Origin of the sequence: Haloferula sp. BvORR071, from assembly GCF_000739615.1 — a bacterium.
Lineage (GTDB): Bacteria > Verrucomicrobiota > Verrucomicrobiia > Verrucomicrobiales > Akkermansiaceae > Haloferula.
On record NZ_BATP01000023.1, the window covers coordinates 176,578 to 201,565 of the forward strand.

Here is a 24,988-nt window from a genome sequence, read left to right on the forward strand (position 1 = left end):
CCGACAACCCCAAGCAACGATCATGAAATCCAACATCAGCCTGCTGTTCGCCGTCCTCGGCCTCGCCTTCTCTCCCGCTCTTCGTGCCGCCGATGAGCACGAGCACAAGGACGGCGACAAGAAGGAGGCCCATGAGCACGGCAAGAAGCAGCCCGGCCCGAACGGCGGCCGCATCGTCACCTCCACCGAGCCGCACTTCGAGTTCTTTGTCATGCCCGATGGCAAGGTGAAGATCACCTTCCTCGGTGAGGACGGCAAGGCCACCGCTCTCAAGGAGCAAAGCGTCACCCTCACCGGCGGCGACCGCGCCAAGCCCACCAAACTGGCCTTTGCCAAGGACGGCGACTCCCTTGTCTCCGACAAGGCGCTCCCCGAAGGCAAGGAAGTCCCCGTCGTCCTCCAGGTGAAGGTCACTCCTGACGCCAAGACCGTGAGCGAGAAGTTCAACGTCAACCTCGCCGACTGCCCGACCTGCAAGTTCAAGGAATACGCCTGCATCTGCGAGCACGGCGGCGACGACCACGAAGGTCACGATCACAAGCATTGATCGAACGGCAACGCCGTTCCGGAACAAAGCCCAGGGTTGGCCGGCGTCCTTCGTAGCCCCAGAGGGCGAAGAAGGGCGCAGGCCTACCCTGGGTACCCGCCGAACCTATCACTCGACCCCGAAGGGGTCGCAGCGCGCCCCACATCACTTCCCGTCCCCTTGGAGCGCCGCCTCGAAAAACTCCCCCAACTCCCGCGAGATCCTCTCATGCACCTCCTTCGCCGGCCGCTTCCCCGTCTTGGACAACCTCGGCCAAGGTGAACGGAAAATCGCATCGCTGAAGCCCAGGTGGGAAACCCCATTCATCACCACCCGCTTCCGCGCCGGCCCCACCATCGCCGCTTGCAAGCGCGCCTCGGCCTGCCGGACCAAAGTCTCCTCCGCCGATTCTCCAGGCACAGCGGCTAAGCCAAGCCACGGCGGCAACTCCGAATCAAAGAACAGAAAAGGCCCGCGCGGATCCTCCCCCGGAAAGCAAAGGCCGTCTTCATTCGCCCCTGCCCGAAACAAGGGATTCGTCGCACACAGCCTCAGCGCATACGAGCCGCCGAAGGAAAAGCCGAAGATCCCCATCCGCTGGAAGTCCAGACGTCCTGTTAGACGGGTGACGGTATCGCCATCGCCGTTCAAGGCCCGCACCGTCCGCTCCAGGTTGCGATCGCGCGCCGCGAAGCACTTCTCCCCGAGCGCCAGGAACTCGTCCACCTTCGCTTGGGTGCTGAAGTCAGGTGATCCGGGCAGCTCCGAGGTGACGACACTGCCATCCACATAGCGGACCCGCGAAGCTTGGCCGGGATGATCCACCGCGATCACCACGAAGCCGCGGCTCGCCAGGTCGGAAACCTGCGCCACATTCTCCGCGCGGTGCCCGGTCCATGAGTGCTCGTAGAAGATCACCGGAAAGCGCTGCGGCGTGGCCAGCAGCGGCGCATCCACCCCGATCGGCACCATGGCCTTCGCCAGATGATGGAAGGGGAATTTCGGTGCCAGCCCCTGATCCGCCAGCCAACGCGAAAACTTGCCCTTGGCTTCGGTCGGATACCAGGCCTGCGCCACCAGCCGCGGCTCAACGCCCTCCGCCGGGATCTCGAACCTGCAGGTGCCCACCTGATGCGGTCCCTGCCACTCGGGCAACACCGGCTGCGGCAAGGCCCAGCCCAAGACCAGCGTGGCCGCCGCTCCGCCCAATGCCATGGCAGCACCCAAAATCCGCCGGATTTTGCTTCGGCTTCCCAGAACAAACGCCGCCAGCCCTCCGACCGCGACCGGCAGCAGCCACTCCTTCGCATCGCCCATCCCGTAGGCCAGTGCGACCGCCCCAAGCCCGAGCCCCGCGGCTAAGCTACTACCACGTCGCGACGGCAGGACCGGAGCAACGACCACAAGCCCACAGGCGAGCCAGTCGGACCATGAGCTTCCGTTCATCGTGAGCATTTGGGAGGAGACCAGGCAGCATTTCGCGATCCGGCCTCCCGACTTTCAGCACACCCGCAGCGGATACCAAGGGAATATCGCCTTGACCCACGGCATCCCACGGGCGACCCCTATTTGCGATGCGACGGCTAATAGCAGCTTTTCTGCTGGCCTGCCTCGGGATGCTGATCCCGCTGGCAGCCTCGCCGGTGCGCATCTGTCTCGTGGAAACCAAGGCGGCCGCTTCCTGTTGCGCCAAGTGCAAGCAGAAGCACACGCCGGAGTGCTGCCTCGATGTCGAGCGCTTGCCGAAGGCCCAACCGCCAGCCACTCCCGTCGGGCTCCCGCCGGCAGCGGCAATCGACCTGCCGCCAGTGGTTTTCGAATTGCCGCCGGTGAACCTCGTTCCGCTCGCGGCCTTCGATTGGTTCGAGCCGATCCGCGGACCGGATACACCCTGTTGCCTACGGGCGCGATTGGGAGTCTGGAGACTGTGAAGCGCCGGCCTTGAGCCGACGTCGGACTGCGTCTTTGCCGCTGTCCTATGCGCGCCCCTTTGCGGGCATCCAGTGATCTCCAGTTCCCTAACAATACTTCCGTCGATTCTCCTCGTTTCGTCCCGGAGACACGGCCCATTCGCCGCCCCAAAGGCTCGGCCACTGTCGAAGGTCTTCGTCCCCAAGGGACGGCTCATAAAAGCCCGGCACGCAGTGCCGGCTAGGCCACCCAAAAGCATCGCGTCCTGAAGGGACGCCTCATGCAGGGAAATGCCAAATCCACCGAATCGCCGCGCCCATCCCCACAGTCGCTATGACTCCCTCTCTCGATACGCTCACCCGCCGTGAGCCCGAACACGCCGCCCCGCGGCGCGTCCCCGCGTGGTTGCTGCCTTTCGGCCTGCTCGCCGCCTTCGCAGCCCTATTCTTCGCTCTCTTCCGCGACCGCCTCTTGCCCGCTCCTGCGGTCACCACCGCCATCGTCCTCACCACCTCCGCCAAGCAAGGCGACGTCACACCAGCCGCCGCCGAGGGCAGTATGCTGTTCCAAGCCAGCGGCTGGATCGAACCCGATCCCCTGCCGGTGAAGGCCACCGCATTGATCGATGGCGTGGTCGACCAGGTCCAGGTCCTCGAAGGTCAAGCGGTCCAGAAAGGCCAGCCGCTCGCCACCTTGATTGATGCCGATGCCAAGCTCGCCCTCGCTGCCGCGGAGCGCACTCATGCCGCCCTAGGTTCCGCCTGTATCGCCCACCAGGCTTCCGTCGAGACACTCAGGAAAAAGCTCCAAGGCGCCGCCACCCGCATCGCTGCCGCCAAGGCTTCAGAGGATGAAGCCGAGGACCGCTATTCCCGGCTCAAGGATCTCAAGACCGCGGTTTCCGAATCGGACATCGTGTCCGCCCGGCTCCGCTATGAGCGCGATCGCTCCCTGCACCTCGCCGCCCAGGCCGAGGCCGCGGAGCTCGAAGCCGAGATTACCCGCGTGACTCTCGAAACCGACTCGAAGCGCGATGAGATCCTCACCGCCGCCGTCGCTGTCGATCAGGCAAAGCTCGCTCTCGAACGCACCCGTATCCTTGCCCCGATCTCCGGCCGCATCCTGCGTTTGGCCGCTGCGCCCGGCCAAAAGAAGATGCTTCTGATGGACGATCCCGACAGCTCGACCATCGCGATCCTCTACGATCCCGCCCACCTCCAGGTGCGGGTCGATGTGCCTCTGGCAGATGCCGCCAAGCTCAGCGTCGGCCAGCAGGCCAAGGTCCGTTGCAGCCTGCTGCCGGACAAATCCTTCGCCGGCGAGGTCACCCGCATCACCGGCGAGGCCGACCTGCAACGCAACACCCTGCAGGTGAAAGTCCGGATCGAGCAACCCACGGAACAGCTCCGTCCGGAAATGCTCTGCCGCGTCGAGTTCCTCGGCAGCGCCTCCTCTAACAGCTCGGCAAGCACCGGCTCACTCGCCGCCTGGGCCCCCGCCGCCGCCATCGATGGTGGTAATGTCTGGGTCTGCGATCCCGAATCGAAACGCGTCGCCAAACGCGCGGTGCAAGCCAGCAGCGAAACCCGCGACGGCATGATCCGCATCACCGAAGGCCTCCGCCCCGGCGAACACGTCATCCTTTCCCCGCAAGGCCTCCACGAAGGCCAGCGCGTCAAACCCCAACTCTCCAAGCCATGAGCCTACCGATGATTGAATGCCGCGGGGTTTCGAAGAGCTACCACAAGGGCAGTACCGTGGTCACCCCGCTGGAGAAGCTCGACCTGCAGGTGGCCAAGGGCGAGTTCCTCGCGCTCATGGGGCCCTCCGGCTCAGGCAAGACCACCTTGCTCAACCTGCTCTCCGGCATCGACTCGCCCAGCGAGGGCGCACTGCTGATCGATGGCAAGGACATCGCTAAGCTCGGCCGTCGCGACCTCACCAAGTGGCGCGCCAGCCACGTCGGCTACATCTTCCAGCTCTACCACCTCGTACCGGTGCTCACTGCCTTCGAGAATGTCGAGCTGCCGCTGCTGCTGTCCCCGATGGCGAAGAAGGAACGCCACCAGCGCGTGGAATCCGCCCTCGCCCTCGTCGGCCTCGCCGACCGTATGCATCACAATCCTTCCGAACTCTCTGGCGGCCAAGAGCAGCGCGTCGCCATCGCCCGCGCCTTGGTCGCAAACCCCTCGCTGTTGGTCGCGGACGAACCCACCGGCGACCTCGACCGCGAATCGGCCACCCGCATCCTTGATCTTCTCCGCCAGCTCTCCCGCGATCACGGCAAGACCATCGTGATGGTCACCCACGATCCCCGTGCCGCGGAAGCCGCCGATCGCACCCTGCATCTGGAGAAAGGCCAGCTCATGCTGTCATGAACGCCATCGTCAATCTACTACGCCTCTCGTGGGTTCAGCTCACGCGGCACAAAGTCCGCTCGCTGCTCACAGTCCTCGGCGTGGCAGCGGGCATGTTCCTCTTCACCGCGGTCGAAACGCTCCAGCACGCGCTCGCCAAGGCCACCGAGGAAACCGCCGCCGATACCACCTTGGTGGTCTATCGCCAGAATCGCTTCTGCCCCTCCGCCAGCAAGCTGCCCGAGCACTATGCCGATGAGATCCGCCGCATGCCCGGTGTGCGCGAGGTCATCCCCGTGCAGATCGTGGTCAACAACTGCGGTGCCTCGCTTGACGTGATCACCTTCCGCGGCGTCCCGGATGATGAACTCGAAAAGTTTGCGCCCGAGATCAAGGTCACCCAAGGCAGCATGCAGGAATGGAAAGCCCGCGGCGACGGGGCCCTGCTCGGCGAAGTCTTCGCCCAACGCCGTGGCCTGAAACCCGGCGACCGTTTCAGCGGCGCGGGCGTGACCGTCCACGTGGCAGGCATCATTTCCTCGCCCTTCCCGCAGGACAACAACGTGGCCTACGTGAAGCTGCCCTTCCTGCAACGCGCCTCGAAGGTCGGCCTCGGCACCGTCACCCAGTTCAACGTCCGCGTGAATTCCTCCAAGGACCTTGCGCCCGTGGCCAAGGCCATCGACGAGCGCTTCCACTCCGACGCCAATCCCACCGACACCCGCCCGGAGAAGGCCTTCTTCGCGGAATCCGCCAGCCAGCTCATCCAGATCATCGGCTTCACCCGCTGGCTCGGCATCGGCGCGGTGCTGGCGGTCGGCGCACTGGTGGCGAATGCCCTGCTCTTGGTCGTCCGCGGCCGCGTGAAGGAAAACGCGGTCCTGCGCACCCTCGGCTATCCCGGCCGCGCCATCGCCTGCCTGGTGGTCAGCGAGGGCGGCATGCTCGGCCTGATCGGCGGGGCCGCGGGCGTCAGTCTCGCCGCCCTCTTCCTCCACTGGCGCAGCTTCACCATGGGCAATGAAGGCCAGACCCTCGCGGTCCAGCCGGACGCTACGGTAGTCACCCTCGGCATCGGCTTCGCCTTGGCCCTCGGCATCCTCGCCTCCCTTTGGCCGGCATTTCAGGCCATAACGCAACCGATCGTGAAAAACCTGCGGAACTAAGAGCGATGCTCCCCTTCACCTACGCCGTGCGGAATCTCTTCCGCTCGAAAACCCGCCTCCTCCAGACCGTCGGCGGCAGCGCCCTCGTCGTCCTGCTGGTGATGGCTGCCGTGGCGATCAATACCGGCATGAAGCGCGTGCTCTCCGCCTCCGGCTCGCCGAACAATGTGATCCTCGTCGGCGCGGGCTCGGAGGAGAGCATCCAGCGCAGCGAGGTCAGCGAAGCCGCCGCCGGCATCGCTGGCACCGCGGTCCCCGGCATCTCGAAAGCCCTCGGCGTGCGCGCCGTCTCGACCGAGATCCACTACATGAACAACATCGACCTGCCGGGCGGTGTGCGGAAGCAGGCCACACTCCGCGGCGTGACCCCCGAAGCTCTGCGCGTTCACCCGGAGCTCCGCATTACCGAGGGCAATTTCCCCGCTGCCGGACAAGCCATGGTCGGCCGCCTCGCGTGGAAGAAGCTCGGTGTCCCCGAAGCCGAGCTGAAGCCCGGTGCCCATCTCAACCTCGATGGCCAGGACCTCACCATCTCCGGGATCTTCGCCGCTCCCGGTACCGTGCTGGAGTCCGAGATCTGGGCCACCCTCGGTGACATCCGCGTGCTCTCGAAACGCGATACCGTCTCCTGCGTAACCCTGCGGCTCGACAACCCCGAGGACTTCTCCGAGGCCGATCTCTTCGCCAAGCAGCGGCTCGACCTGGAGCTCAGCGCCCTGCGCGAGAGCGACTACTATGCCCGCCTCGCATCCTTCTTCCAGCCGCTCCGCGCGATGACTTGGATCACCGCCGCGCTGATCGCCGCGGGGGCCCTCTTCGGGGGGATCAATACGCTCTATGCTGCCTTTGCCTCACGGGTCCGTGAGATGGCGACACTACAGGCGATCGGGTTCAGCCGCGGCTCACTGCTCGCCAGCTTGATCCAAGAGAGCACCCTTGCCTGCCTCATGGGGGCTCTGCTCGGCTCCGTGCTTGCCCTCCTGTTCCTGGATGGCCGGACAATTCCCTTCTCCATCGGCGCTTTTACCTTGGACATCGGCCCGGATGTGGCCCTCTCTGGCCTCTTGACCGGGCTTTTTCTGGGCCTTTTAGGCGCAGTTCCACCCGCCATCCGCTGCTTGAAGCCTCCCCTTCCCGCCGCCCTGAGATCCTCCTGAACACCCTCCCCAAACCGCTATGAAAACCATTGTCGCTCTACTCACCGTCATCGCCCTCGCATCCTGCGAGAAGAAGGCTGAAACCGCTGCCGCCGCGAAGGCGTCCGCCGCGCCTCCAAGCGCCGCTCTCTCCAAAGTGCTCGGTACCGCACCCGCCGCCGCGCCGCAAGCCATTCACAACGTCCGCACCTCCGCCAAGCCAGGGGACACCATCACCATTTCCGGCAAGATCATGGGCAATATCTCGCCCTTCGTCGCCGGCCGCGCCGCCTTCGTGCTGGGCGATCCGGAAGTCATCCAAGCCTGCAACGAGATGCCCGGCGACAAGTGCGAGACGCCTTGGGATGCCTGCTGCGATACGCCGGAGAAGAAGAAGCAAGGCACCGCCACCATCCAGGTTGTGGATGCCGAGGGCCGCACGCTCAAGGAACCGCTCGAAGGAGTCGGTGGTCTTGAGAAGCTCGCCAAGGTGACCGTCACCGGCACCGTCGCCGCCGAGTCCAGCGCTGACTTGCTGCTGGTGAATGCGACGGCAATCCAAGCCGGAAAATAGCCAGCCTCAGGGCAGCCTGTAGCGCAGCATCATTCCAATCGTTACTCCGGATGGATCCACCTCGTAGTGGGTCGGTCCGGCGCCAACGGTGAAGTCCTTGGCTGCATCCAGCCGTGCGAATCCAGTGACTCCGATGAGATCGGTGAGCCGGTAACTTGCATCACCCTGAAGGTACACGCCCGGGCGGAATTTCACGCCATCGTCCTGATCGAGCCAGCGTGCGTAGGCGGTGGTGCCGCCAGCCGTGGTAACGTCGAGTCTTTCGTCCTGTCGGGCTTCCCAGTCATAGACATTCAGGGAAAAGCCGGCGGACACGGCAAAGTCGAAGTCCCCTTGGCTCAGGGTCAGCGAAGGCCCCAAGGTGATGTTCAGGGCATTGAGCTCAAGTGACGAGAACACCGTATTTGAGAAGACGGCACTCTCGCTGCCGATCAGGACCGGGGTCATCTCCCTGGATGAAGGAAGGTTTCCGATCGTTGGGCCCGGGCCGCCGGATGTGCCTTGGTAGGGAGCTTGGGGAACAAGCACGCCACTGACATCGTAGCGGTCGACGTAGTCGAGGCGGTAGTCTTGCCGCAACTGGGTCATGGAAAAGCCCGAGAACGCGAGGTTCCGGTCGGCGCTCATGTAGTCGAGCCCGGCTGAGAAGCCGACCCGGAAGGGGCCCAAGCGATGGGGACTCACCGCATCAAACTGCAAGTGGGGTGCCAGGCCTTCCAGCTCGCTGCTGGGGATGGGGCCCGCCCCGAGGGCGGAGCGATTCTCACTGTAGATGCTCTGGGCTCCGGTGGCGGCGAAGGCGAGTTGATTGCCCTGCAATTGATCGGCCCGATCATAACCCCAATTCCAAGTGTAGCCGTCCGCAGGCGTCCCGGCGTCTTGGCGGACATAGCCGTCGTTGTAGGTCCGGTCGCCATAAGTGCCGGGATCTCCGATCGGTGGAGTGACCAGAGAATCCCCTCCCACCAAGGAAGGGATCGCGAGTCCACCGCTGCGATACCCGCCCAAGACCCGGACATCGCCAAGCTGCCGCCACGCGGGTCCGGCGGAAATGGAGAACTCCCAGTCTCCGGCGGCGGAAGTAGTGACGCCCGCCGACTTGGCGTCTCCGGCGGTGGCGGGCTGGGCCGCGACGACCAGCAGGCCCGGCAGCAGGGTTCGGAGCAGATTCATGAATTGGGGATGGAGGAGAGAGGATTAGCGGGGGGCGTCTCCAAGCGTCACAATGCGGTAATAGCGGAGACCGGAGGCAGAGGGCTTCGATGGCGTTTTCGGAGGACCGCTATCGACCCACTGGGTGCGGTTCGCCGCCGCGGTTACGGGGTCTCCAGCCTGGGTCCAGTCGCTGAGATTGCCGCTATACTCCACGGCATAGCGGGTACCCGGGACCGATGACCACTCGATCAAGAAAGTGCCATCCGGCAAAGAGGAGCAGTGATCGATCGAAAACCGTGTCCCGGACAAGGCGGCGGGCGGTGGCGTGGGACGAAGTAGCTCAAGACGGTACTGCGGCACAAACGCGGTGGAGCGGTTGGGAGAATAGTACTCGATGCCCAGGTCAAGGCGCCCGCCGGCAGCGAGCGGTGCTTCGATCAGGAAATAGGGATAGCCCTCCGGCGTGGTGCCGCTGGCCCCTTGCGGCACAATGCCGGCAGGAAGCCCCGTGATTACCACACGGAAGGGACCAATGGCGGCAGGATTGTCATTCGTGACCGTGATCCGGTGTACCAGCAATCCGTTCTGCCGATTCAGCACTGCGGACGCCTCCCGACCGAGGAAGCTCATGCTCGCGGGGCTGAGGATGGAAGTATCAGCCTTCGCAAGATCGTCATTCGTCAGGATCAGGGGCTGTTGGACCGCCTGCACCTGTGCCGAACTCTTGAGGATCGAGCTGCCGCCCACAACCTCCGCCGGAACGCTGAAAGGCAAGAGCAGCTCCGCGCTCGCACCGGGGGCAAGCGTTGCAAGCCGCCATACGCTGCCATCAAACTCTCCGCTGGTCGGAGCTGAAGCCGCACTGGTCACTGCGGGCGGCAAGGTCCGGGTCAAGGCGATCTCGATTCCGGTCGCGGTGCTCGGCCCGGCATTCACCAGCGTGTAGCGGTGCCATACCGGTTCGTTGAATCCGGCAAGCACCGGATCGGAAGACTCCGCAACCGCGAGTTGGAGATCCACCTCCTCGATCACCTGGATCGAGACACGCGTCAGCGCCGAGTGGTTAACGCCATCACTGGCGCGGAAGGTGAATTCATCCGGTCCATGGTAGGCGGTGGTCGGCTGATAGACGAAGGAGCCATCCGCCCGCAGTTCGAGCGAGCCATGGAGCGCGGTATCCACCAGCTCCGCGGTCAAGGTTTCGGGCGCATCATCGAGGTCGCTTGCTCCCACCAGGACGCCATTGGCCCGGTTGACTTCAAGCCGCCCGTTTTCGGGAACCTCCCGCAGTGGCCCCGCGACGGTGACCGGAGAGTAGTCATCATTCAGGATCGTGCCTTCGGCGCGGCCCTTGGTCGCGGCGATCGAATACAGGGGGTCGGCTTGAAGCTCGAAGGCCAAGGTCTCGTCCTGCTCTTCGAGGCGGTCCTCCAGCGGCAGGGCCGACCATTCGGTAATCGCGCTGCCCGCTGGCAGGATCACCTCCTGCGCAGTGGCCCCTGTGAGCGTGTATTCCGCGGGCACCGCGGTGCCGGAAGCTGAAAGCAAGACACGGAGCGGCGCATTCACTGGACCCGTGCGCGAGACCCGGAAGCCAAGCGTGGCAATGCCATCCTCCGGCACTGCGGCGGGACCGGAAAGCTCAAGGGCAAGCTCCGGGACCACCACGCTGCCCTGAACCGAAAAGGAGAAGGGAGTGCGGTGGGCCACATTCGAAGCAAAGGTCACCTCCCCGCCGTAGCTGCCGGGAACCGGCGAATTCAGCCGCAAGCTCAGGAGGGCGCTGCCACCGGCAGGAATGGACGCGGGCAGTGCCTCGGCAAGTTCCACACCGGCAGGCAACAAGGGCTGGGACAAAGTAAGCGGCGCATCACCGGGATTCCGGATCTGCAGAGTCCGTGCGGCACCGGGAGTTCCGATCGCCGCCGCAGCCAGATCAAGCTTTTCCCCACCGCGGCCATCGAGCAGAGCGCCCCCGGCGCCGGTCCCGTCAGCGACTTCCAGCGCGGCCACACCGCTGCGGGAGAAGAGGAAGCCCGGCAGGCTGCGCCCGGTATTCCCCGAGCTGGCATCCGCAGGCATCTTCATGGTCAGGTCCCGGCTGACCAAGGAGCCTTGGACCTGGATGGCAGGGTCGATCTGCACCCCATTGGTACTAGACTTCACCGAGATGACGAAGGTGGTGAAAACCCCGACGACATACTGCGTGCCCGGCTGGAGAGTCACCGGCGTGATCGGGAGGTAGCGATGCCCCCCGGAGAGCAACCCTGAAGTGCCCGGCGGCGTGATCATGGAGCGGGCAAGCAATTGCCCGGTCTGGCGATTCCAGAGGCCGATCTCCACCGGGTAGAGCGTCCCATCCGGAACGATATCGAGGCAGCCAAGATGGGTGATCTTCAGGGCCTCCGTGGTGCTGAAGGAGAAGCCCATGGTGTACTGCTCACCGGTCGAGGCTCCGCCATCCGCCTGGGTGGTGGTCACTGCCGGGATGCCGGGAACGGGTGCCACCGTCAGCTGGGTCGGCGGGGTCTCGGCGGACCCAAAGGCATTCTTCACCACGGCGGTGTAGAAGCCGGACTGCTCCACCACGAGGTTGGTGAGGTCCAGGGTGGACGAGTTCTTGCCCGGGAGATCCTGGCCATTGAAGCGCCACTGGTAGCTCAGCGTCCCGGGGCCGGTGGCTGGCGCGGAAAAGGTCACTGCTTGTCCGGGCTGCCGCACCGAGTGCTCCGGCAGCCTGCCGAAGACCGGGACCGTGCGGGTGCGGTTGAAAGTATAGACAGCCCCGCCCCCACGGTTGAGACCGGAGGTGGGATCTACCGTGGCGGCGATGAAGATCTTGTCCTCGCCGATGGCCACGGCTCCGCCGAAGCCATAGCCGGTCTGATTGTCGCGGCCCTGATCGTAAGGGGCGAAGGCCTGCGAACGGACCCAAGCATTCGCACCGCTGCCAGTGCGATCGAAGGCGTATGCACGGAACCCATATGGCGCTCCGACAACCAAGAGGTCGCCGCTCAGATTCACGGAACGTCCGAACTGATCGAAGGTTCCGGTGCCTGATGTGACTTTGGCAACGGCTCCCCATCCATTGGTTCCGCCTTGGTTGCGCTCGAAGATGTGGACCGCCCCGGTGGGATTGAGGGCGCTGTCGGCCCGCAAGGCTGCAACCGCCAGGCGATCGCCTTCGAGATCAAGCTTCGAGCCGAAGCGGTTGTCGCTGGGACCATCGGGGGCCTCCAAGGTTTTGGTTTGGCCCCAGTTGCCGGCACCGCCGCTGTTGCGTTCGAACAGGAAGACCGAGCCGGGCGGCTGGTTCGACGAATCGAATTGGCCCGCGCCGGCGGCGATCAGATCGCCGCTGATGCTTACCACCGAACCGAACCCGGATGTGGAACGCGTGGTCGTCGGAACGAGCTTCTTGCTTTCGATCCACGACCCGGCCTGGTTCCGGTCGAAGACATAGAGCGCGGCCCGCGAGCCGATCACCATGGTATTTCCGTCAATCGCGACCGTGTTGCCGAATTGATCGTCGTACTTGGCATCGGAGGCATTGAGCTGCTGGATCTCCGTCCACCCGGCGGGATCGCGCTGGAAGAGATGGACGATACCGCCAGTGTAGGCATAAAGGCTGCCGACCCTGACATCCTGGGAGGGGGCACCGATCGCGACCAGCTTCCCTTGGGCAGCGACGGAGGCACCGAAGTAGGATGAGTTGCCTGCCTCCGGGTTGATGAGCTTCGCGGTTTCCAGGTATTTCTTCGGCCCATAGCTGGTCGGAGAGAATACGTAGGCCCCATACACCATGCGGAACTTGTAGGAGGTCGCGATGAGTTCCTTGTCCGCAAGGGCCAGGCCATAACCCAAGGCGGCTTCCGAGGTGAGGAGCGCCTCGGAGGTTTCCAGCTTGGAATCACCGATGGCATAAGTGGGCCCGGTGGCTTGGGCATGGGTCTCCGGAAGCAGCGCAAGCACGAGCGCGGAGCCAATCGAACAGAGTAGCTTGGATGAGAGGGTCATCGGGCCGAGGGGTGGCGGGGTGACGCGGGCGGTGCCCGCGGCGAGTCCTCCCCAATTGCCGATTTCACCAATCGAACAAGCAAGAAGTGCCAAACAACCGTAATTTCACGGAAAAAGCGTGAAACATTTGCATGCCTTCCTGCGGCCCCAGCAGTGATCGGCAGAATCTAGAAAGAATAGGCACTTCTGGAGCCTCACGTCTTCAAAGGCTCGAAATGGCGCTCACGACGCTTCGATCCAAGGCAGGAATTGCTTCAGGCGGATGAGGAAGGTTCTGCCATTGGCGAGCTTGCGCAGGTAGGGCAGGACCTCGGGCGACTGGCGCAAGGCAGCGCCGACTTCGAGACGTTGCGCTGGGTCAAGCAGGCGCATGCTGAAGCAGCCGAGATGCTGGACGGCATCAATATGAAGTTCCGGATGCATGCTATCCCCGAGGATGGCTGCGAGGTCCTTCACGCCCTCCTCAGGATGCGGGCCAGCCATGCCGACGGTGGCACGGAGCATGAGGACATCAGCTTGGTAGCGCCCGTCGGGGAAGCGTTGCTGGTGGGCGGCGATGGCTTGGCGGAGCTTTTCCAAGTCCTCTTCCGCCGGCTGCGGCTTGCCCTCGAAGTGCGAGTAACCGCGGAGCAGCGGTGACTCGGGGAAGGCGCAGTATTTCACCAAGGGGATGGAGCAAGTGGCCTGAACCTTGGCCCGCAGGATCCGCAAGGCGGCGGCTTCGGCTTTGGGACTATCCGGAAAGTCGCGCAGGTAGGCCGCCCAGGATTCCATGCTGATATCGCGCGGACGCTGGAAGCCGTAGTGGTCCACGCTGGGACGCGCGAGATCCCAGAAGGCGAGCCATGGTTTCAAGGGCAGCCACTCGCCTTCCGCGACGGGCGGAGCATCGCCTTTGATGCGCATGGTGGCGTAGCGCTGGAAGAGATCGAGGGTGATACCCGGGGCTTCAGCCACGCTGCCCAAGTCATCGAGGTGATCCACCAGTGCCAGGATCCGGTCTTGAGTGAATTTCGGGCGGGCAATGGCGAAGGCATCGCGCAGCTCGGAAAGTGCACCCTTGGCCGCTGCCATGTGCGCAAACTCCTGGCTGCCTAGAGCCTTGAGGCGGGTGAGGAGCGCGTAGAACTCGATCTCGTCATCCTGGGAATCAAAGCGGCCGCTGATCTCCGCAGCCATACGGTTCGTGACCAGCCACTCCGGACCGCTGCCGGGCATCCACCGCTTCAGGTTCGCCGGATCGGTGAAGGTCCATGCAATCGCACGTGCGGCTTCGGGACGATCCGGGAAGTCTCGCTTGAGGCGGGCGACCAGCTTGGCGGAGAGCGCGGTGTGATCCCCCTCGAAGGCCCGCATGGCGTGGTAACGGGAGAACTCACCCAAGCGGAAGAGCGCTTCGTTCGCAAGTTCAAGGGCAGGCGCGGCGATGGCGGGATCCGGGCTGTGCTCCGCGGCTTGCAGGAAGTGGACGAGCGCCCGATTCAGTTCATCTCGTGAATCAAGAGCCGAGGTCGCCTCATTTGCAGGAATGCCGAAGAAGGCGGCATTGCGGCAGCGGAGTTGGTGGAGCTTGTCGGGCTCCGAGTTCGAGAAATCGAAGAAGCGGTGAATCGGCATCGTGACCTTGCCGCGCAGCGATTGCCAGAGCTTGCCGGCTTCCAGATGCAGGGCGGCATCGTCGGGTGACCCGGCAAGCTTCGCCTCCAAATCTGCCAAGGGCTGGACCTCGCGGTCCCAGTGCGCCTGATCCATCGGCACGAACTTCCGCCACTCCATGGAAGCGGTGGCCAGCACCGCGTCTTCTTGCTCCGTGGCCGAAGGGTCGTTGGGGAGATCAAGATACTGCTTGGCCAAGTCGAAGTTCCCGGCGGCAAGAGCGCGATAGCGGACAATGGCGCGGAGTAGATCCTCCCGCGTTCCACCAAGCGTTCCCGGCACCAATGGCTTGGCGAGCTGCTCGATCGGCGCAAACTGCGCGATGGTATCGATCCACTGGATCGGCTCGAACTCGGCATGCAGGGTGCCGGGTGTCGGGCGATCCCACGAGCGACGGGACAACGGGATCAACTCCAGCAAGGCTTCGCCCGCCTCACCGGCATGGAAGCGCGCCATGGCCGCATCGAACTCAACCGTGCCAGCCAACTGGCTTTCCGGGTAGTCGCGACCAAGCTCGGCGTAGGCGCGAGCCGCCTCAGCGTGACGACCCACGGCCGCGAGCGCCGCGGCGTGACCTTGGAGCAATTCATCGCTGCGATCCTTGAGCAGGGCTTTCTCGAAGAGCGCGAGCGCTTGCTCATTTTCGCCAGCGCGCAGGGCAGCCCACCCGAGAACGGTCAAGCTGAGCGAATCCGAGCCACCAGCCGACGCGATGGCGGCGCCAAGGAGACTGAGAGAGCGCTTGGCAAATTCCTGCGGGCGAGTGATCCGATCGGTGAGGAAGTTCACCGTCCGCTCGTCGCTGGAGAAGTTCTCCACATCGTTGAATTTCTCACGGGTCACGGGATCGAGCGCCTGGAAAACGAAGAGCCGCACGACCTGTGGCTGCCGGGCGATGGCTCCCCATGGCAGCGAATGGGCCAGCGTATCCGGATCCGTGGCGGCGACGGGATCGTTGAACATGGCCGCGAAAATCCAATCGCACTCACGCAGCACGGAGGCGAGGACCTCGCGGGAATCGCGGACTGCCAGACGGTCCATCTGGTGGCCGACGGCGTCGCCCCAGAGGCCTTCATCCACGGCCAAGCCGCCGAGCCAACCGTGGGCATCGGACACGAAGCGGCCCTGCGGATACCTGCGCAGGTAGTCCTTGAAGGCCTCCTCCGATTTCGCGCGCAGATCTTTCACCAGCACCATGAGCTCCTCCTCCTTCAGCTGCCGGGTGATCACGACGCGGGACTGCTCCAGCAAGCAGCGGCCGATCATGAAGCAAGCGACCTCAGAGCGCGGATGATCTGGCGAGGCTTGGAGCAGATCGCGGAAGCCCTTGAGCGAATCATCGAAACGCTGGTTGCGCAGGAAGCGAGCGGCGCGCTGGAGCTCGTAATTCGGCTGCAGGAAGGGCGGCGTGCCGAGCTTTCCGGCTTCCAGCCAATCCTCCTCATCCTTCAAGTCCCTGCGGTACTGCTCCTCCGCATGGCGCATGTCCTCGTCCGCCCAATCCCAGCGCCGGGCCGGCGGCAGCAGGGGCTTGCGCTCGACCGCTTGCAAGCGCCACTCGAGATAGCGGCCCGCTTCATCCTCCAGCTTCTCGTTGCCAGCGATCTCCTTCAGCTCCAGCAAGAGCGTCGCGGCGCGGGCACTGAAGTTGCCGCCGCGATTGCGCTCCACCATCTCGTCGATCTTCGCTTGGCGGCGCTCGACAGGAAGAAGCGGCAAGACATCCGCGAGCTTCATCGCCACACGCAGGGTTTCCGCGGCGCTGGGTGAGTCTTCGCGCGGCGGCTTGGCATCCTGCAGCAGGCGCTCCCAGGTCTTACCGGGGACGCGGTGCGGATATCTCTCCAGCGGCGGCGGTGCCTGATAAAAGAAAGGACCGCAGGCGAGCAGCAGGGGCGTAAGGATGAGGATCCGGCGTTTCACGGCGAGGGTGATTGTGATTGTTGCAAATTGTTTCCTTCCAGCCAAGGCATCAAGGGGCGCAACCTGAAAAGACAGGTATCACCCTTCACCATTTTGCGCAGCCAGGGCATGGCCGCCGGGTGTTTCCGGAAGGCATCCGCCAGGGCGGCGCGCTGCGTCACATCGAGCAGGCGCATGCTGATCTCGGCGAAGTAGCGCGCGGTGGTCATCCGCAGTTCCGGATGCATGGGATCGGCGAGGATCGAACTGAGCCCGGCGATCGCGGTATCGTAGTCGCCCATCTGCGCGGCCACGGCGCAGCGTAGCTGGAGAATGTCCGCCGCGTAGAGCTTCTTGGGGAAACGCTCCTCGTGGGTAGAGAGGGCCCAGGCCAAGGCCTTCAATTCATCTTCCGGCACCGCGGCAGCTGGCTCCGGCCGCTTGTAGCCACCGGGAATTGGCGCATCCGGAAAACGGCAAACGCGAATCATCGGCACCGGCAAAACCTGACGGACCCGTAAACGCAGCAGGCGTAGCGAAGCGGCCTCCGACTTCGGCCCGCTCGGGAACTTGGCGAGGTAGTCGCTCCAACCTTCAATCAAAGCCGGAGTGGCCTCGGGATCCGGCCAGTCTCCCGCCTTGGCGGCTTCCCAATAGAAGGCCTGATGTGCATCCAGCATCGACCCGTCACCCCTTGCCTCAGCGGGAACGATGCCGTCGCGATAGCGGGAGTAGAGCTCCGGGGTCATGCCGGGCAACTCGGCGATCGAGATGCGGTCATGGATCGCGTTGCCGAGTTGGTTGATCGCTTCTTCAGAAAGGTGTGGCCGCTGGCGATTGAACTCCTCCAGTTCCCTCTGGAGTTCCGCGAGGAGGGTTTTCATGCCGTCGCCTGCCGGGGAATCCCAGCGGTCGGACGGCTCGGGAGCCGGTCCGGGGTCCGCGAATTCAAGGGCAGCGAGAAGCTCCTCCGCGCAGTGGTCCGGAGTGTAGTCTCCGGGCATCCAGCGATCCATCATGAGCGGCGGAATGAAGGTCCAGGTGACGGCGCGCTTCGCCTCCGGCCGGTCCGGGAAATCGCTGCGCAAGCGCCCGACCAAACGCGCGGAGAGACCCGCAAGATCGGTTTCAGCCGCCCGAACACCGCGATAGTGAGAGAATTCCGTAAGATGGAAGAGCGCTTCATTCGCGCCCTCCAAGGCGGGGGCCGCAAGCTCGGGGTCTCGCGAAAGCTCCGCCGCCTTGAGAAAGTGGGCGAGCGCGTGATCGAGCTCATCGCGAGACTCCAACTGCTTCACGATTTCATCCGCGGGGATGCCGAGGAAGCTCGCGTTGCGGCGGCGCAGCAGATCGAGCTTCTCGGTCTCGCTCTGCGAATAATCGAAGAGCCGTTCCAGCGGATAGGTCACGCGCCCACGCAGATCTCTCCAAAGGCGGCCGATTTCCAAGTGCAAGGCAGGGTCCTGGCCACCGGCTGCCTCCAGCCGCTTATAAGCATCCGCCAGCGGCGCGATATCGCGCTCCCAACGCGCCGCATCCATTTCCAGCCCAAGCGGAATCAATTGGCTCAGGATGTAATTGTCGCCGGGATATCCCCCATCGGGAGGGCCTGCAATGGAGAGATCCAGATACTGATGCGCGAGATCGAAGCGATGGGCGGCCAAGGCGCGCGAGCGGACGACGGCGCGCAGTAGAATGGCACGCGGGTCTTGCCACGGCAGCCGCGCCAAGGGCCGGGCCAAAGCATCCAGCTCTCCAAACTGGGCGATGCTATCGACCCACTGGCCCAGTTCGAGTTCGGTATGCAGGCCTTCGCCTTCCATCAGTCCGTAGGAACTGGAAGAAAAGCGCCCCAGCAAATCGATCAACGCTTCCCCCGCTTCGCCGGCACGGTAGCGCGAGATCGCCCGATCGAAGGTGGCGGACTGCGCCAAGGAACTTTCCGGGAAGCTCTCCACGAGCTCCTGGTAGGTCGATGCGGCCTCGGCGTGGCGGCCCAGCGAGCTGAGGGCTGCGGCCCGCCCTTGCAGCAGGTCATCAGACTTCCCCAGCGCAAGCGCACGATCGAAGAGCACAAGCGCCTGCCCCGGTTCACGGTCCATCTGCGAAGCCCAGCCAAGGACAAGCAGGGTGAAGGCATCGGGCTCGCCCTTCTTCTCATTCAGCACGGCCTTCCCCAACTCCACCAGCGCCTGGCGGGTAAAGGGGCGGCGTCCAATGATCCGGCGGTTCAGGAAATCCAGCGTGACGCCATCGCTCGACAGATTGCGGTCGATATTGGGCAAACCATCGCGGGCAGCGGGGTCGAGCGACTGGATCACGAAAAGACGCGCAAGCTCCGGATGCCGGGCCATCTCCGCCCACGGAAGGTCCTCATCCTCGTCACCGGCACTGCCCATGAATTCCGAATCGCCGAGGAGATCATCGATGATCGCATCGCACTCGCGCAGGGAGGAAGCGATGACCTCGCGCGTGGGGCGGCTGGACCAGCGGGCAAGCTGCTCCTTCAGCGCCTCGCCGGGCTGCTTCATTTCCCGCAGCGCGCCGGCCCGCCAGCCATGGGCATCCGGCACGAAGCGCCCCTGCGGATACTTTGCAAGATAGTCGGCAAAGGCCTGCGCGGCGGGCCCGAAGGATGCCTGAAGCTGCCCGAGGCCCCAGCTGTTGTGCTTCTGGCGTCGCATGTCTTCCAAGAGACAGCGCCCGAGCATGAAGGCCGCGACCTCCGCACGGGGATGCTCGGGATAAGCTTCCACGACGCCGCGGAATTCATTTGCCGCCATGGCGAAGTCCCCGCTGCGGAACAAGAAGGAGCCGCGTTGGACACGGTAGTTCGCCTCAAGGACCGGAGCTGCCTGCTGCAATCCCCTCTCGATCCAGCCCAGGGCCCCGTCACGCATGACCTCGTAAACCGCCAGCTTCGCGCGGTAGTCCTCGTCACTCTGATTCCAGTAGCGCGTGGGACGCATGGGCACCCAATGCGAGCCGATGCAATCCCCGCGCTCCGAGAGATAGCTCTGCGCGGCGGAGAGAATGGCGTAGTCCTCCGCCAGCTCGCGCAATTCGATCAGATAAGTCGCGATGTCCGGATTGAACTCGCCCTCGCGGTTGCGGGCGATCAGCGCATCGATCCTCGCAAGGCGCTCCTCCCGCACAAGCTGTGGCAGCTCCGCGGCCAAAGCCCGGCAATCCTCGGCCGACACCGCATCCGCCGCGGCCTCCGGATCTTGGGGATAGGCTTCACGATACACCTCGCGCCAGGACTTCCCCGGAGTGCGCTGCGGATAAGCTTCGAGCGGCGGCGGCGCTTGGTAAAAGAAGTCGCCACAGGCGATAAGAAATGGCGCCAACAGCAGGACGCATTTTTTCATTCAAGGGGCACAGGTGTGGAATCGTCGATGGTCCACTGGAGTTCACGGCCGTCTTTCAAGGTGACGAGGCCGGATTCACTCGCGACGACTTCTCCTACACAAAGCCCGTGAAAAGTTAACTCGATTTCGTGTGAAAAATTGATGGAGACGCGCGAAGCGGATGGAACCGCCACGCTGAGGAATTCTCCGGGGCCGACCGCGGCAAAGGCACCCGCCTGGCTGCTGGTGAGCTTGAGGCGATTCGCCGCCTTGCCGGGAGCGGGGATGAGATCACCCGACCCTTCGTTACGAAGGGTGATGCGACCGCTCTCATCACGTTGGAGCTTCAAGGATGGCTGTGGGGATTCACCACGCGCCAAAGCCGCGAGATGGCTTGGCGTGTGGCTTGCGCGCAAGCCGGGGCCGGGCAAGGCAAACCAAACGATGCCACGGGCACCCGCGGCGAAGGAGGAGGCAATGAGCTGGCGCAAGGTCTCATCATCAGGCGCGCGCCATGCGAGGAACTGTCCGGCATGCAGGGCGGTTCCTTCCAAGCTGGCATCGCGGGTCACGCGGTAGAGCGCGAGTCCCGGAGCAGTGGAGAGCGGCTGGAGGTAGTCCGCGGCCAAGACTGTCTCGGGACTCCACTGGCGGAGATGTCCGGAGAGAGTTCCATCGCTTTGGAACAAGGTCAGTCGCTCGAAGTTCGGCAGGCCCGCGCGCCATGGCGTGGAACAGTCCTTCCACTTGGCAATCCACTTCTGTGCCTCGCCACCGGCCATGGGGACGAACTTGCCCGCAAGGACATCGGCCGGGGGATCGGCGGTGATGTCGTAGAACATCGGCACGATTTCATCCGCTGCCTTGCCGACTTTCTCCAGGCCGGGTGTGCCGCCCCACGAGGCGAGGGCGGTGACGCTGAGCTCTTGCAGGGAAAGCTCGGCGCGGAGGGCGCTGATGTATTCCGCATATTTCGGCAGTAGGCGGACCGGGCAATCGTAGTCGAGCTGGAGAGTATGCGGCGGATTGCCGTCGAAGTGGAAGCGCAGCCACTTGGCGAGGGTCGCAGCGGCGTCCGGCTTGAGAATAGAATCCGGACCGGGATCGAGGCGGACGACAGGGACGAGATTCGGGGAGTCGGCTTGGGGTTTGCCCAGCGGACGCGGTGACCACTCGCCGTTGCGCCAACCGAACTCGGCGATCTGCCAGTAGAGGCGCGAGACGCCGCCGACCGAGAATTGCTCAGCCGGAGTGAGCGCGCTGGAACGGTGCCAGACCCAGAAGGAAGGTGTGGGGTCGGGTGGATGGGAACTCGCTAAAGGCGATGGCTTCTTCCCACAGCCCGTGAAGAGAAGGAAGAGAAGAAGCGCGAGGATGGTTCGCCCTGAGGCCATGGAATGGAAGTGACTACTTGAGGCGCATACCAACTCTCTCCCAAAAGAAAAGGGCTGGCATCTCCCATGATGGAAATGCCAGCCCCAAGATAATCGGTCGACTCAAGCGATCGCCCCGCCGTCCACCGTAATGGTCGTGCCGGTGATCTGCTTGGCTCCCTGGCCCGCGAGGAAGACCACCGCGGCGGCGATGTCCTCAGGGGTCCCGTATTGGCCGAGCGATATCGAGCTCTTCTGCGCCTCCGCGCCGGGGCCATCCGCCGGGTTCATGTCGGTATCGGTGGAGCCTGGTTGCACCAGATTCACCGTAACGCCGCGGGGTCCGAGCTCACGCGACAGGCCCGCGGTCAAGGAGCGCAGCGCGGATTTCGTCGCTGAGTAGACCGTCACGCCTGTAAAGGGGACCCGTTCGCCCAAGCCGCTGCCGATATTGATGATCCGCCCGCCGGCACCGAGATGCGGGATGGCGGCCTGGCTGGCCACGATCACGCCCCTGACGTTCACGTTCAGCAGCGCGTCGATGTCTTCCAGCGAGATCTCCTCGAAGCTGCCTTGGCGCGCGATCCCGGCATTGTTCACCAGGATGTCCAGACCGCCGAGTTCCGCGACCGTGCGGTCGATGCCAGCTCGGACCGCCTGCGGATCGGCGCTATTCGCCGCGAAGGCCACGGCCTTGCCACCGGCGGCTTCGATTTGCCGGACCACCTCAGCGGCCTTATCCGCCGAGCGCTCGTAGGTGATCGCCACGCTCGCGCCTTCCGCTGCCAAGGCCTTCGCGATAGCTGCGCCGATGCCACGGCTCGCTCCAGTGACCAATGCCCTTTTTCCTTTCAGTGTGCTCATGGTATTTCTGTATCGTTCGACACAGAAACCTGTATCCGCTTGCGGAGAGCCGTCAACCGAATTATATATCGGTCAGCACAAAAATCTTTCCATGAGCGAAAAGACCAGCACCCGCGGACGCCCGCGCTCCTTCGACCGCACTGCCGCGCTGGGAGCGGCCACGCGGGTGTTCTGGCAAAAAGGCTTCACCGCCTCCTCCATGAATGACCTCTGCGAAGCCATGGGGATTGGCTCGCCCAGCCTCTATGCCGCCTTCGGCAGCAAGGAACAGCTCTACGCGGAAGCCATCCGCCACTATGCCGCGGCCGGAGCCCCGCAGCTGGCCGAGGCCTTGGAATCCGCGCCCACCGCGAAACTCGGCATCGAGGCCTTCCTCAGGCTATCCGCCCGCTCCTTGGCCTGCCCGGAGCGTCCGCTCGGCTGCATGGTCGTGCTCTCGTCCGTCGCCAGCGAAGGCGTAAGCGGGCTCGCGGAGTTGGTCGTGGCGGAGCGGAAGAGATCGCTGAAACTGGTGGAAGCCCGCCTCCAACGCGGCATCAAGGAAGGCGACCTCTCGCGGGAAACCAACATAAAGGCCCTCGCCCGCTTCTTTGTCACGGTCCAGCAGGGCATGTCGATTCAGGCGCGAGATGGGGTGAGTTCGAAGGAGCTTGAGGCGGTAGCTGCTACGGCCATGCAGGCGTGGCCCGGGGAGTGACCTTTGAGAGAAGGACCGGACCAAGGATCACCCTAGTCTGGAATCGGTCTGATTAACGTTTCCAAAAACGGCCACCCACCCGCGGTATCTAACAAAGAGCGGGATTTCGCCGACGGCATCCCCGCACCTCAGTTCCTCTCGCCTTCGGGCAGCACACGGTCCGGAATCACGATTTGCTCCCCATCCAGCTGGGGCGAGCCGCTTTCTACCCTGGGATCCCTCGCGCCCTTCGGAATCTCCGGCGGCGGGGCTGTCTTCACTTCCGGGTTCGTCTCCTTTTTCTTGTCCAAGGTCTTCGCATAGCTGGAAGCCCAGCCCTTGTTAGTGCCCTTGCTCGCTTTCCAATTCGATTTCGATTTGGATGAGGCGCAACCCGTCACCGCGGAAGACAACAGGAGCGCCAGAAACAAGGTCACCAACTTCATCCCTGAAGCATGGCAGCCCGCGTCGCAAAAGGAAAGCCGGGCTTCAGCCAGGATGCTCCGCTGGCGACCCGAATCGGCGGGGGCAACGCTCCCTCATTTCTTCACCACCCAGATATTGCGGTAGCGCACTTGGTTGCCGTGGTCCTGGAGAAGGATCGGGCCGGGTTCGGCTGTGTCCTTGAGGACGGCTCCGCCGGTGGGGCCGGGAAGTTCGAGATCCTTGTGCACCACCACGCCGTTGTGGGTCACGGTGACAACGGCCTTTTTCTTCTTCTCGTCCTTGTTAAACTTCGCGGCGGTGAACTCGATGTCGTAGGTCTGCCAGACCATCGGCGGGAAGCACATGTTCGGCTTGGGCTGGGCGGTCTGGTAGATGCCGGCGCACTCGTTGTCCTTCCCTTCAAGTCCGAAGCTATCGAGCATTTGAACCTCGTAGCGGCCTTGGAGATAGAGACCACTATTGCCACGGCCTTGGCCACGGGCCTTCGGCATGAAGGGCAGACGGAACTCAATGTGAAGGGTGAAGTCGCCGAAGGTTTCCGCGGTTTTGGCACCTTGGGACAGCAGCCCGTCCGCGGTGACCTTGTCCTTGTCGAAGAGGTTGACGCCATCGCCGAAGAGGACGACGGCACCCTTGGGAGGCTTTGCGCCAAGGGTCGGCGATTCACGGTTGATGCGGGTCAGCTCGATCTCCTTCCCGCCGGGATTCTTCAGCGTGAGTTTCTGGCCTGCGATCTCGCCCTCCAGATCCTTGCCGGTGAATTTGGCGGTTCCGGCTCCCTCGCCACGGAATCCCTCGCTATGGGTGACCGCGTCCCACTTGCCTTCCCAACCCGCGCCGGGCAATCCGCGCTTGTAGGAAACGGCCTCAAACTTGCCATCGCCAAGGGCAATGACTTGAACTCCGGGGCCCTTTTGAGGGGCTTTCGCGTCGAGCGCGTATTCGCCTTGGATCGCATAGTCGGGATCTGCGGTCGAAGGATCGTTCTCCTGGGCGGTCAGGGGAGCGCAAAGCAAGGGAAGGAAAAGCAGGGTGGTCTTCATCGGGATTCCGGGGTCGTTGATATTGGCGGTCTGGTTAAAAGGAATGGCCTTGGGGGCCTTGGAGTCTCAGCGCACCGGCTCCAATTCCACTTTGCGGAATTCGACTTCGGTGCCTTCGGCCTGGAGGGCGATCTTGCCCTTGGTGGCGGTGCAGTTGTCGCCGACGTTCACTTCGGTGCCGTTGACCGAAACGGTGATGCTGTCGCCCTTGCAGACGATGACCATGGTGTTCCACTCGCCGAGCGGCTTCTCGGAGCCGTCGGTGAGGTTCTTGATGTTGCGGGCGTCATCGGCACCACCGCCGTAGGCCTGGCCTTCCTTCTTGGGGCGGCGCTTCTCCATGTCCGGCACCTGGATGTTCTCGCCGATGCACCAGAAGTCGCCGGCATTTCCGGATTCCATCTGCACCTCGATCGACTGCGGGAACATTTTGTAGAGCGTGCGCGGCTTGGAGGCGTGGACGAGGACCCCGCAGTTGCCGCCCTTGCCGGGGAAACGGTATTCCACGGTCAGGCGGTAGTTCGCATATTCCTTCTCCGTGACCAGGTGGCCGAGGGGCTTGCCCATCGAGACCAGCTTGCCATCGCGGACGATGAAGCTGGGGGCCGTATCCGGTTTGTCATCGGCCGCCGGCACATCGGGCTTCCAGCCGCTGAGATCCTTGCCATTGAAGAGGGCTTCGGGCTCGGCGGAGGCGGTCAAGACGAGCAGCGGAAGGAGAAGTGCGAAGGATTTCATAAGTTCGGGGAGCGCTTACGTCCTGATACTGAGGCTCATTTCCCGGCGACATCCGTTTCAAACCAAAAAAGTTTGCGACGTTTGATCATTATCGAAC

The 24,988-nt window shown here is 63.9% G+C and carries 18 protein-coding genes; 8 read left to right on the top strand and 10 right to left on the bottom strand.

All coding sequences use genetic code 11. The features are described from left to right. The first annotated feature begins 22 nt into the window (after positions 1 to 22). On the top strand, positions 23 to 547 hold the full coding sequence (locus BV071_RS12660; protein ID WP_052573270.1) for a hypothetical protein: 525 nt from the start codon (positions 23 to 25) through the stop codon (positions 545 to 547). A 144-nt stretch (positions 548 to 691) separates the two neighbouring features. Here BV071_RS12660 and BV071_RS12665 read toward each other — a convergent pair whose 3' ends face one another. After that, positions 692 to 1,972, bottom strand: a complete 1,281-nt coding sequence (locus BV071_RS12665; RefSeq protein ID WP_265594376.1) for a hypothetical protein — start codon at positions 1,970 to 1,972, stop codon at positions 692 to 694. 170 nt (positions 1,973 to 2,142) lie between these two features. On the opposite strand from BV071_RS12665, the gene BV071_RS12670 reads away from it, so the two are divergent. The 6 genes from BV071_RS12670 (at position 2,143) to BV071_RS12695 (ending at position 7,670) form a co-directional block, all read left to right on the top strand. Continuing rightward, positions 2,143 to 2,457 (top strand): hypothetical protein, encoded by a 315-nt coding sequence (locus BV071_RS12670; protein WP_035607357.1) that lies wholly within the window; start codon positions 2,143 to 2,145, stop codon positions 2,455 to 2,457. Between the two features lie 313 nt (positions 2,458 to 2,770). Beyond that, entirely contained in the window at positions 2,771 to 4,138 is a 1,368-nt protein-coding gene (locus tag BV071_RS12675) for an efflux RND transporter periplasmic adaptor subunit (RefSeq protein ID WP_052573272.1), read from the top strand. After that, positions 4,135 to 4,815, top strand: coding sequence for an ABC transporter ATP-binding protein (locus tag BV071_RS12680; RefSeq protein WP_035607361.1), 681 nt, complete (start codon positions 4,135 to 4,137; stop codon positions 4,813 to 4,815). Before BV071_RS12675 ends, BV071_RS12680 begins: the two co-directional genes overlap by 4 nt. Next, a complete protein-coding gene (locus BV071_RS12685) occupies positions 4,812 to 5,960 on the top strand; it encodes an ABC transporter permease (protein ID WP_035607368.1) in 1,149 nt (382 codons plus the stop codon). Before BV071_RS12680 ends, BV071_RS12685 begins: the two co-directional genes overlap by 4 nt. A 5-nt stretch (positions 5,961 to 5,965) precedes the next feature. Next, complete coding sequence (locus BV071_RS12690; protein ID WP_035607370.1) at positions 5,966 to 7,117, top strand: ABC transporter permease; 1,152 nt, start codon at positions 5,966 to 5,968, stop codon at positions 7,115 to 7,117. Between the two features lie 19 nt (positions 7,118 to 7,136). Then, the gene (locus BV071_RS12695; RefSeq protein WP_035607373.1) at positions 7,137 to 7,670 is read left to right on the top strand and encodes a hypothetical protein; all 534 of its coding nucleotides are present in this window, start codon (positions 7,137 to 7,139) and stop codon (positions 7,668 to 7,670) included. 6 nt (positions 7,671 to 7,676) lie between these two features. Here BV071_RS12695 and BV071_RS12700 read toward each other — a convergent pair whose 3' ends face one another. The 6 genes from BV071_RS12700 to BV071_RS12725 form a co-directional block, all read right to left on the bottom strand. Beyond that, entirely contained in the window at positions 7,677 to 8,843 is a 1,167-nt protein-coding gene (locus BV071_RS12700; RefSeq protein ID WP_035607376.1) for a hypothetical protein, read from the bottom strand. 24 nt (positions 8,844 to 8,867) lie between these two features. Next, entirely contained in the window at positions 8,868 to 12,935 is a 4,068-nt protein-coding gene (locus BV071_RS12705) for an Ig-like domain-containing protein (RefSeq protein ID WP_035607378.1), read from the bottom strand. A gap of 129 nt (positions 12,936 to 13,064) precedes the next feature. Beyond that, positions 13,065 to 16,421: a hypothetical protein gene (locus BV071_RS12710; protein ID WP_035607380.1), complete on the bottom strand. Its 3,357-nt coding sequence runs from the start codon at positions 16,419 to 16,421 to the stop codon at positions 13,065 to 13,067. Beyond that, positions 16,418 to 19,771 (bottom strand): hypothetical protein, encoded by a 3,354-nt coding sequence (locus tag BV071_RS12715; protein WP_035607383.1) that lies wholly within the window; start codon positions 19,769 to 19,771, stop codon positions 16,418 to 16,420. Before BV071_RS12715 ends, BV071_RS12710 begins: the two co-directional genes overlap by 4 nt. Next, positions 19,768 to 21,144: a DUF3142 domain-containing protein gene (locus BV071_RS12720; RefSeq protein WP_035607387.1), complete on the bottom strand. Its 1,377-nt coding sequence runs from the start codon at positions 21,142 to 21,144 to the stop codon at positions 19,768 to 19,770. Before BV071_RS12720 ends, BV071_RS12715 begins: the two co-directional genes overlap by 4 nt. Before the next feature lie 102 nt (positions 21,145 to 21,246). Then, entirely contained in the window at positions 21,247 to 21,987 is a 741-nt protein-coding gene (locus tag BV071_RS12725; protein WP_035607390.1) for an SDR family NAD(P)-dependent oxidoreductase, read from the bottom strand. A gap of 91 nt (positions 21,988 to 22,078) precedes the next feature. On the opposite strand from BV071_RS12725, the gene BV071_RS12730 reads away from it, so the two are divergent. After that, complete coding sequence (locus BV071_RS12730) at positions 22,079 to 22,684, top strand: TetR/AcrR family transcriptional regulator (RefSeq protein ID WP_035607395.1); 606 nt, start codon at positions 22,079 to 22,081, stop codon at positions 22,682 to 22,684. Positions 22,685 to 22,812: 128 nt separating this feature from the next. Here the strand turns inward: BV071_RS12730 and BV071_RS12735 are convergent, their stop codons facing one another. The 3 genes from BV071_RS12735 to BV071_RS12745 form a co-directional block, all read right to left on the bottom strand. Further along, positions 22,813 to 23,109, bottom strand: coding sequence for a hypothetical protein (locus BV071_RS12735; protein ID WP_035607400.1), 297 nt, complete (start codon positions 23,107 to 23,109; stop codon positions 22,813 to 22,815). 93 nt (positions 23,110 to 23,202) lie between these two features. Next, positions 23,203 to 24,153 carry a DUF1080 domain-containing protein gene (locus tag BV071_RS12740; protein WP_052573274.1) on the bottom strand — a complete coding sequence of 317 codons (951 nt, stop codon included), beginning with the start codon at positions 24,151 to 24,153 and terminating at the stop codon, positions 23,203 to 23,205. Positions 24,154 to 24,219: 66 nt separating this feature from the next. Beyond that, complete coding sequence (locus BV071_RS12745) at positions 24,220 to 24,891, bottom strand: DUF1080 domain-containing protein (protein WP_035607403.1); 672 nt, start codon at positions 24,889 to 24,891, stop codon at positions 24,220 to 24,222. Positions 24,892 to 24,988 lie beyond the last annotated feature (97 nt).

Bases quoted from the DNA above. Each gene is read 5' to 3' on its own strand.
- BV071_RS12660 (WP_052573270.1), top strand. From the start codon at position 23: ATGAAATCCAACATCAGCCTGCTGTTCGCCGTCCTCGGCCTCGCCTTC.
- BV071_RS12665 (WP_265594376.1), bottom strand. From the start codon at position 1,972: ATGAACGGAAGCTCATGGTCCGACTGGCTCGCCTGTGGGCTTGTGGTC.
- BV071_RS12670 (WP_035607357.1), top strand. From the start codon at position 2,143: ATGCTGATCCCGCTGGCAGCCTCGCCGGTGCGCATCTGTCTCGTGGAA.
- BV071_RS12675 (WP_052573272.1), top strand. From the start codon at position 2,771: ATGACTCCCTCTCTCGATACGCTCACCCGCCGTGAGCCCGAACACGCC.
- BV071_RS12680 (WP_035607361.1), top strand. From the start codon at position 4,135: ATGAGCCTACCGATGATTGAATGCCGCGGGGTTTCGAAGAGCTACCAC.
- BV071_RS12685 (WP_035607368.1), top strand. From the start codon at position 4,812: ATGAACGCCATCGTCAATCTACTACGCCTCTCGTGGGTTCAGCTCACG.
- BV071_RS12690 (WP_035607370.1), top strand. From the start codon at position 5,966: ATGCTCCCCTTCACCTACGCCGTGCGGAATCTCTTCCGCTCGAAAACC.
- BV071_RS12695 (WP_035607373.1), top strand. From the start codon at position 7,137: ATGAAAACCATTGTCGCTCTACTCACCGTCATCGCCCTCGCATCCTGC.
- BV071_RS12700 (WP_035607376.1), bottom strand. From the start codon at position 8,843: ATGAATCTGCTCCGAACCCTGCTGCCGGGCCTGCTGGTCGTCGCGGCC.
- BV071_RS12715 (WP_035607383.1), bottom strand. From the start codon at position 19,771: ATGAAAAAATGCGTCCTGCTGTTGGCGCCATTTCTTATCGCCTGTGGC.
- BV071_RS12720 (WP_035607387.1), bottom strand. From the start codon at position 21,144: ATGGCCTCAGGGCGAACCATCCTCGCGCTTCTTCTCTTCCTTCTCTTC.
- BV071_RS12725 (WP_035607390.1), bottom strand. From the start codon at position 21,987: ATGAGCACACTGAAAGGAAAAAGGGCATTGGTCACTGGAGCGAGCCGT.
- BV071_RS12730 (WP_035607395.1), top strand. From the start codon at position 22,079: ATGAGCGAAAAGACCAGCACCCGCGGACGCCCGCGCTCCTTCGACCGC.
- BV071_RS12735 (WP_035607400.1), bottom strand. From the start codon at position 23,109: ATGAAGTTGGTGACCTTGTTTCTGGCGCTCCTGTTGTCTTCCGCGGTG.
- BV071_RS12740 (WP_052573274.1), bottom strand. From the start codon at position 24,153: ATGAAGACCACCCTGCTTTTCCTTCCCTTGCTTTGCGCTCCCCTGACC.
- BV071_RS12745 (WP_035607403.1), bottom strand. From the start codon at position 24,891: ATGAAATCCTTCGCACTTCTCCTTCCGCTGCTCGTCTTGACCGCCTCC.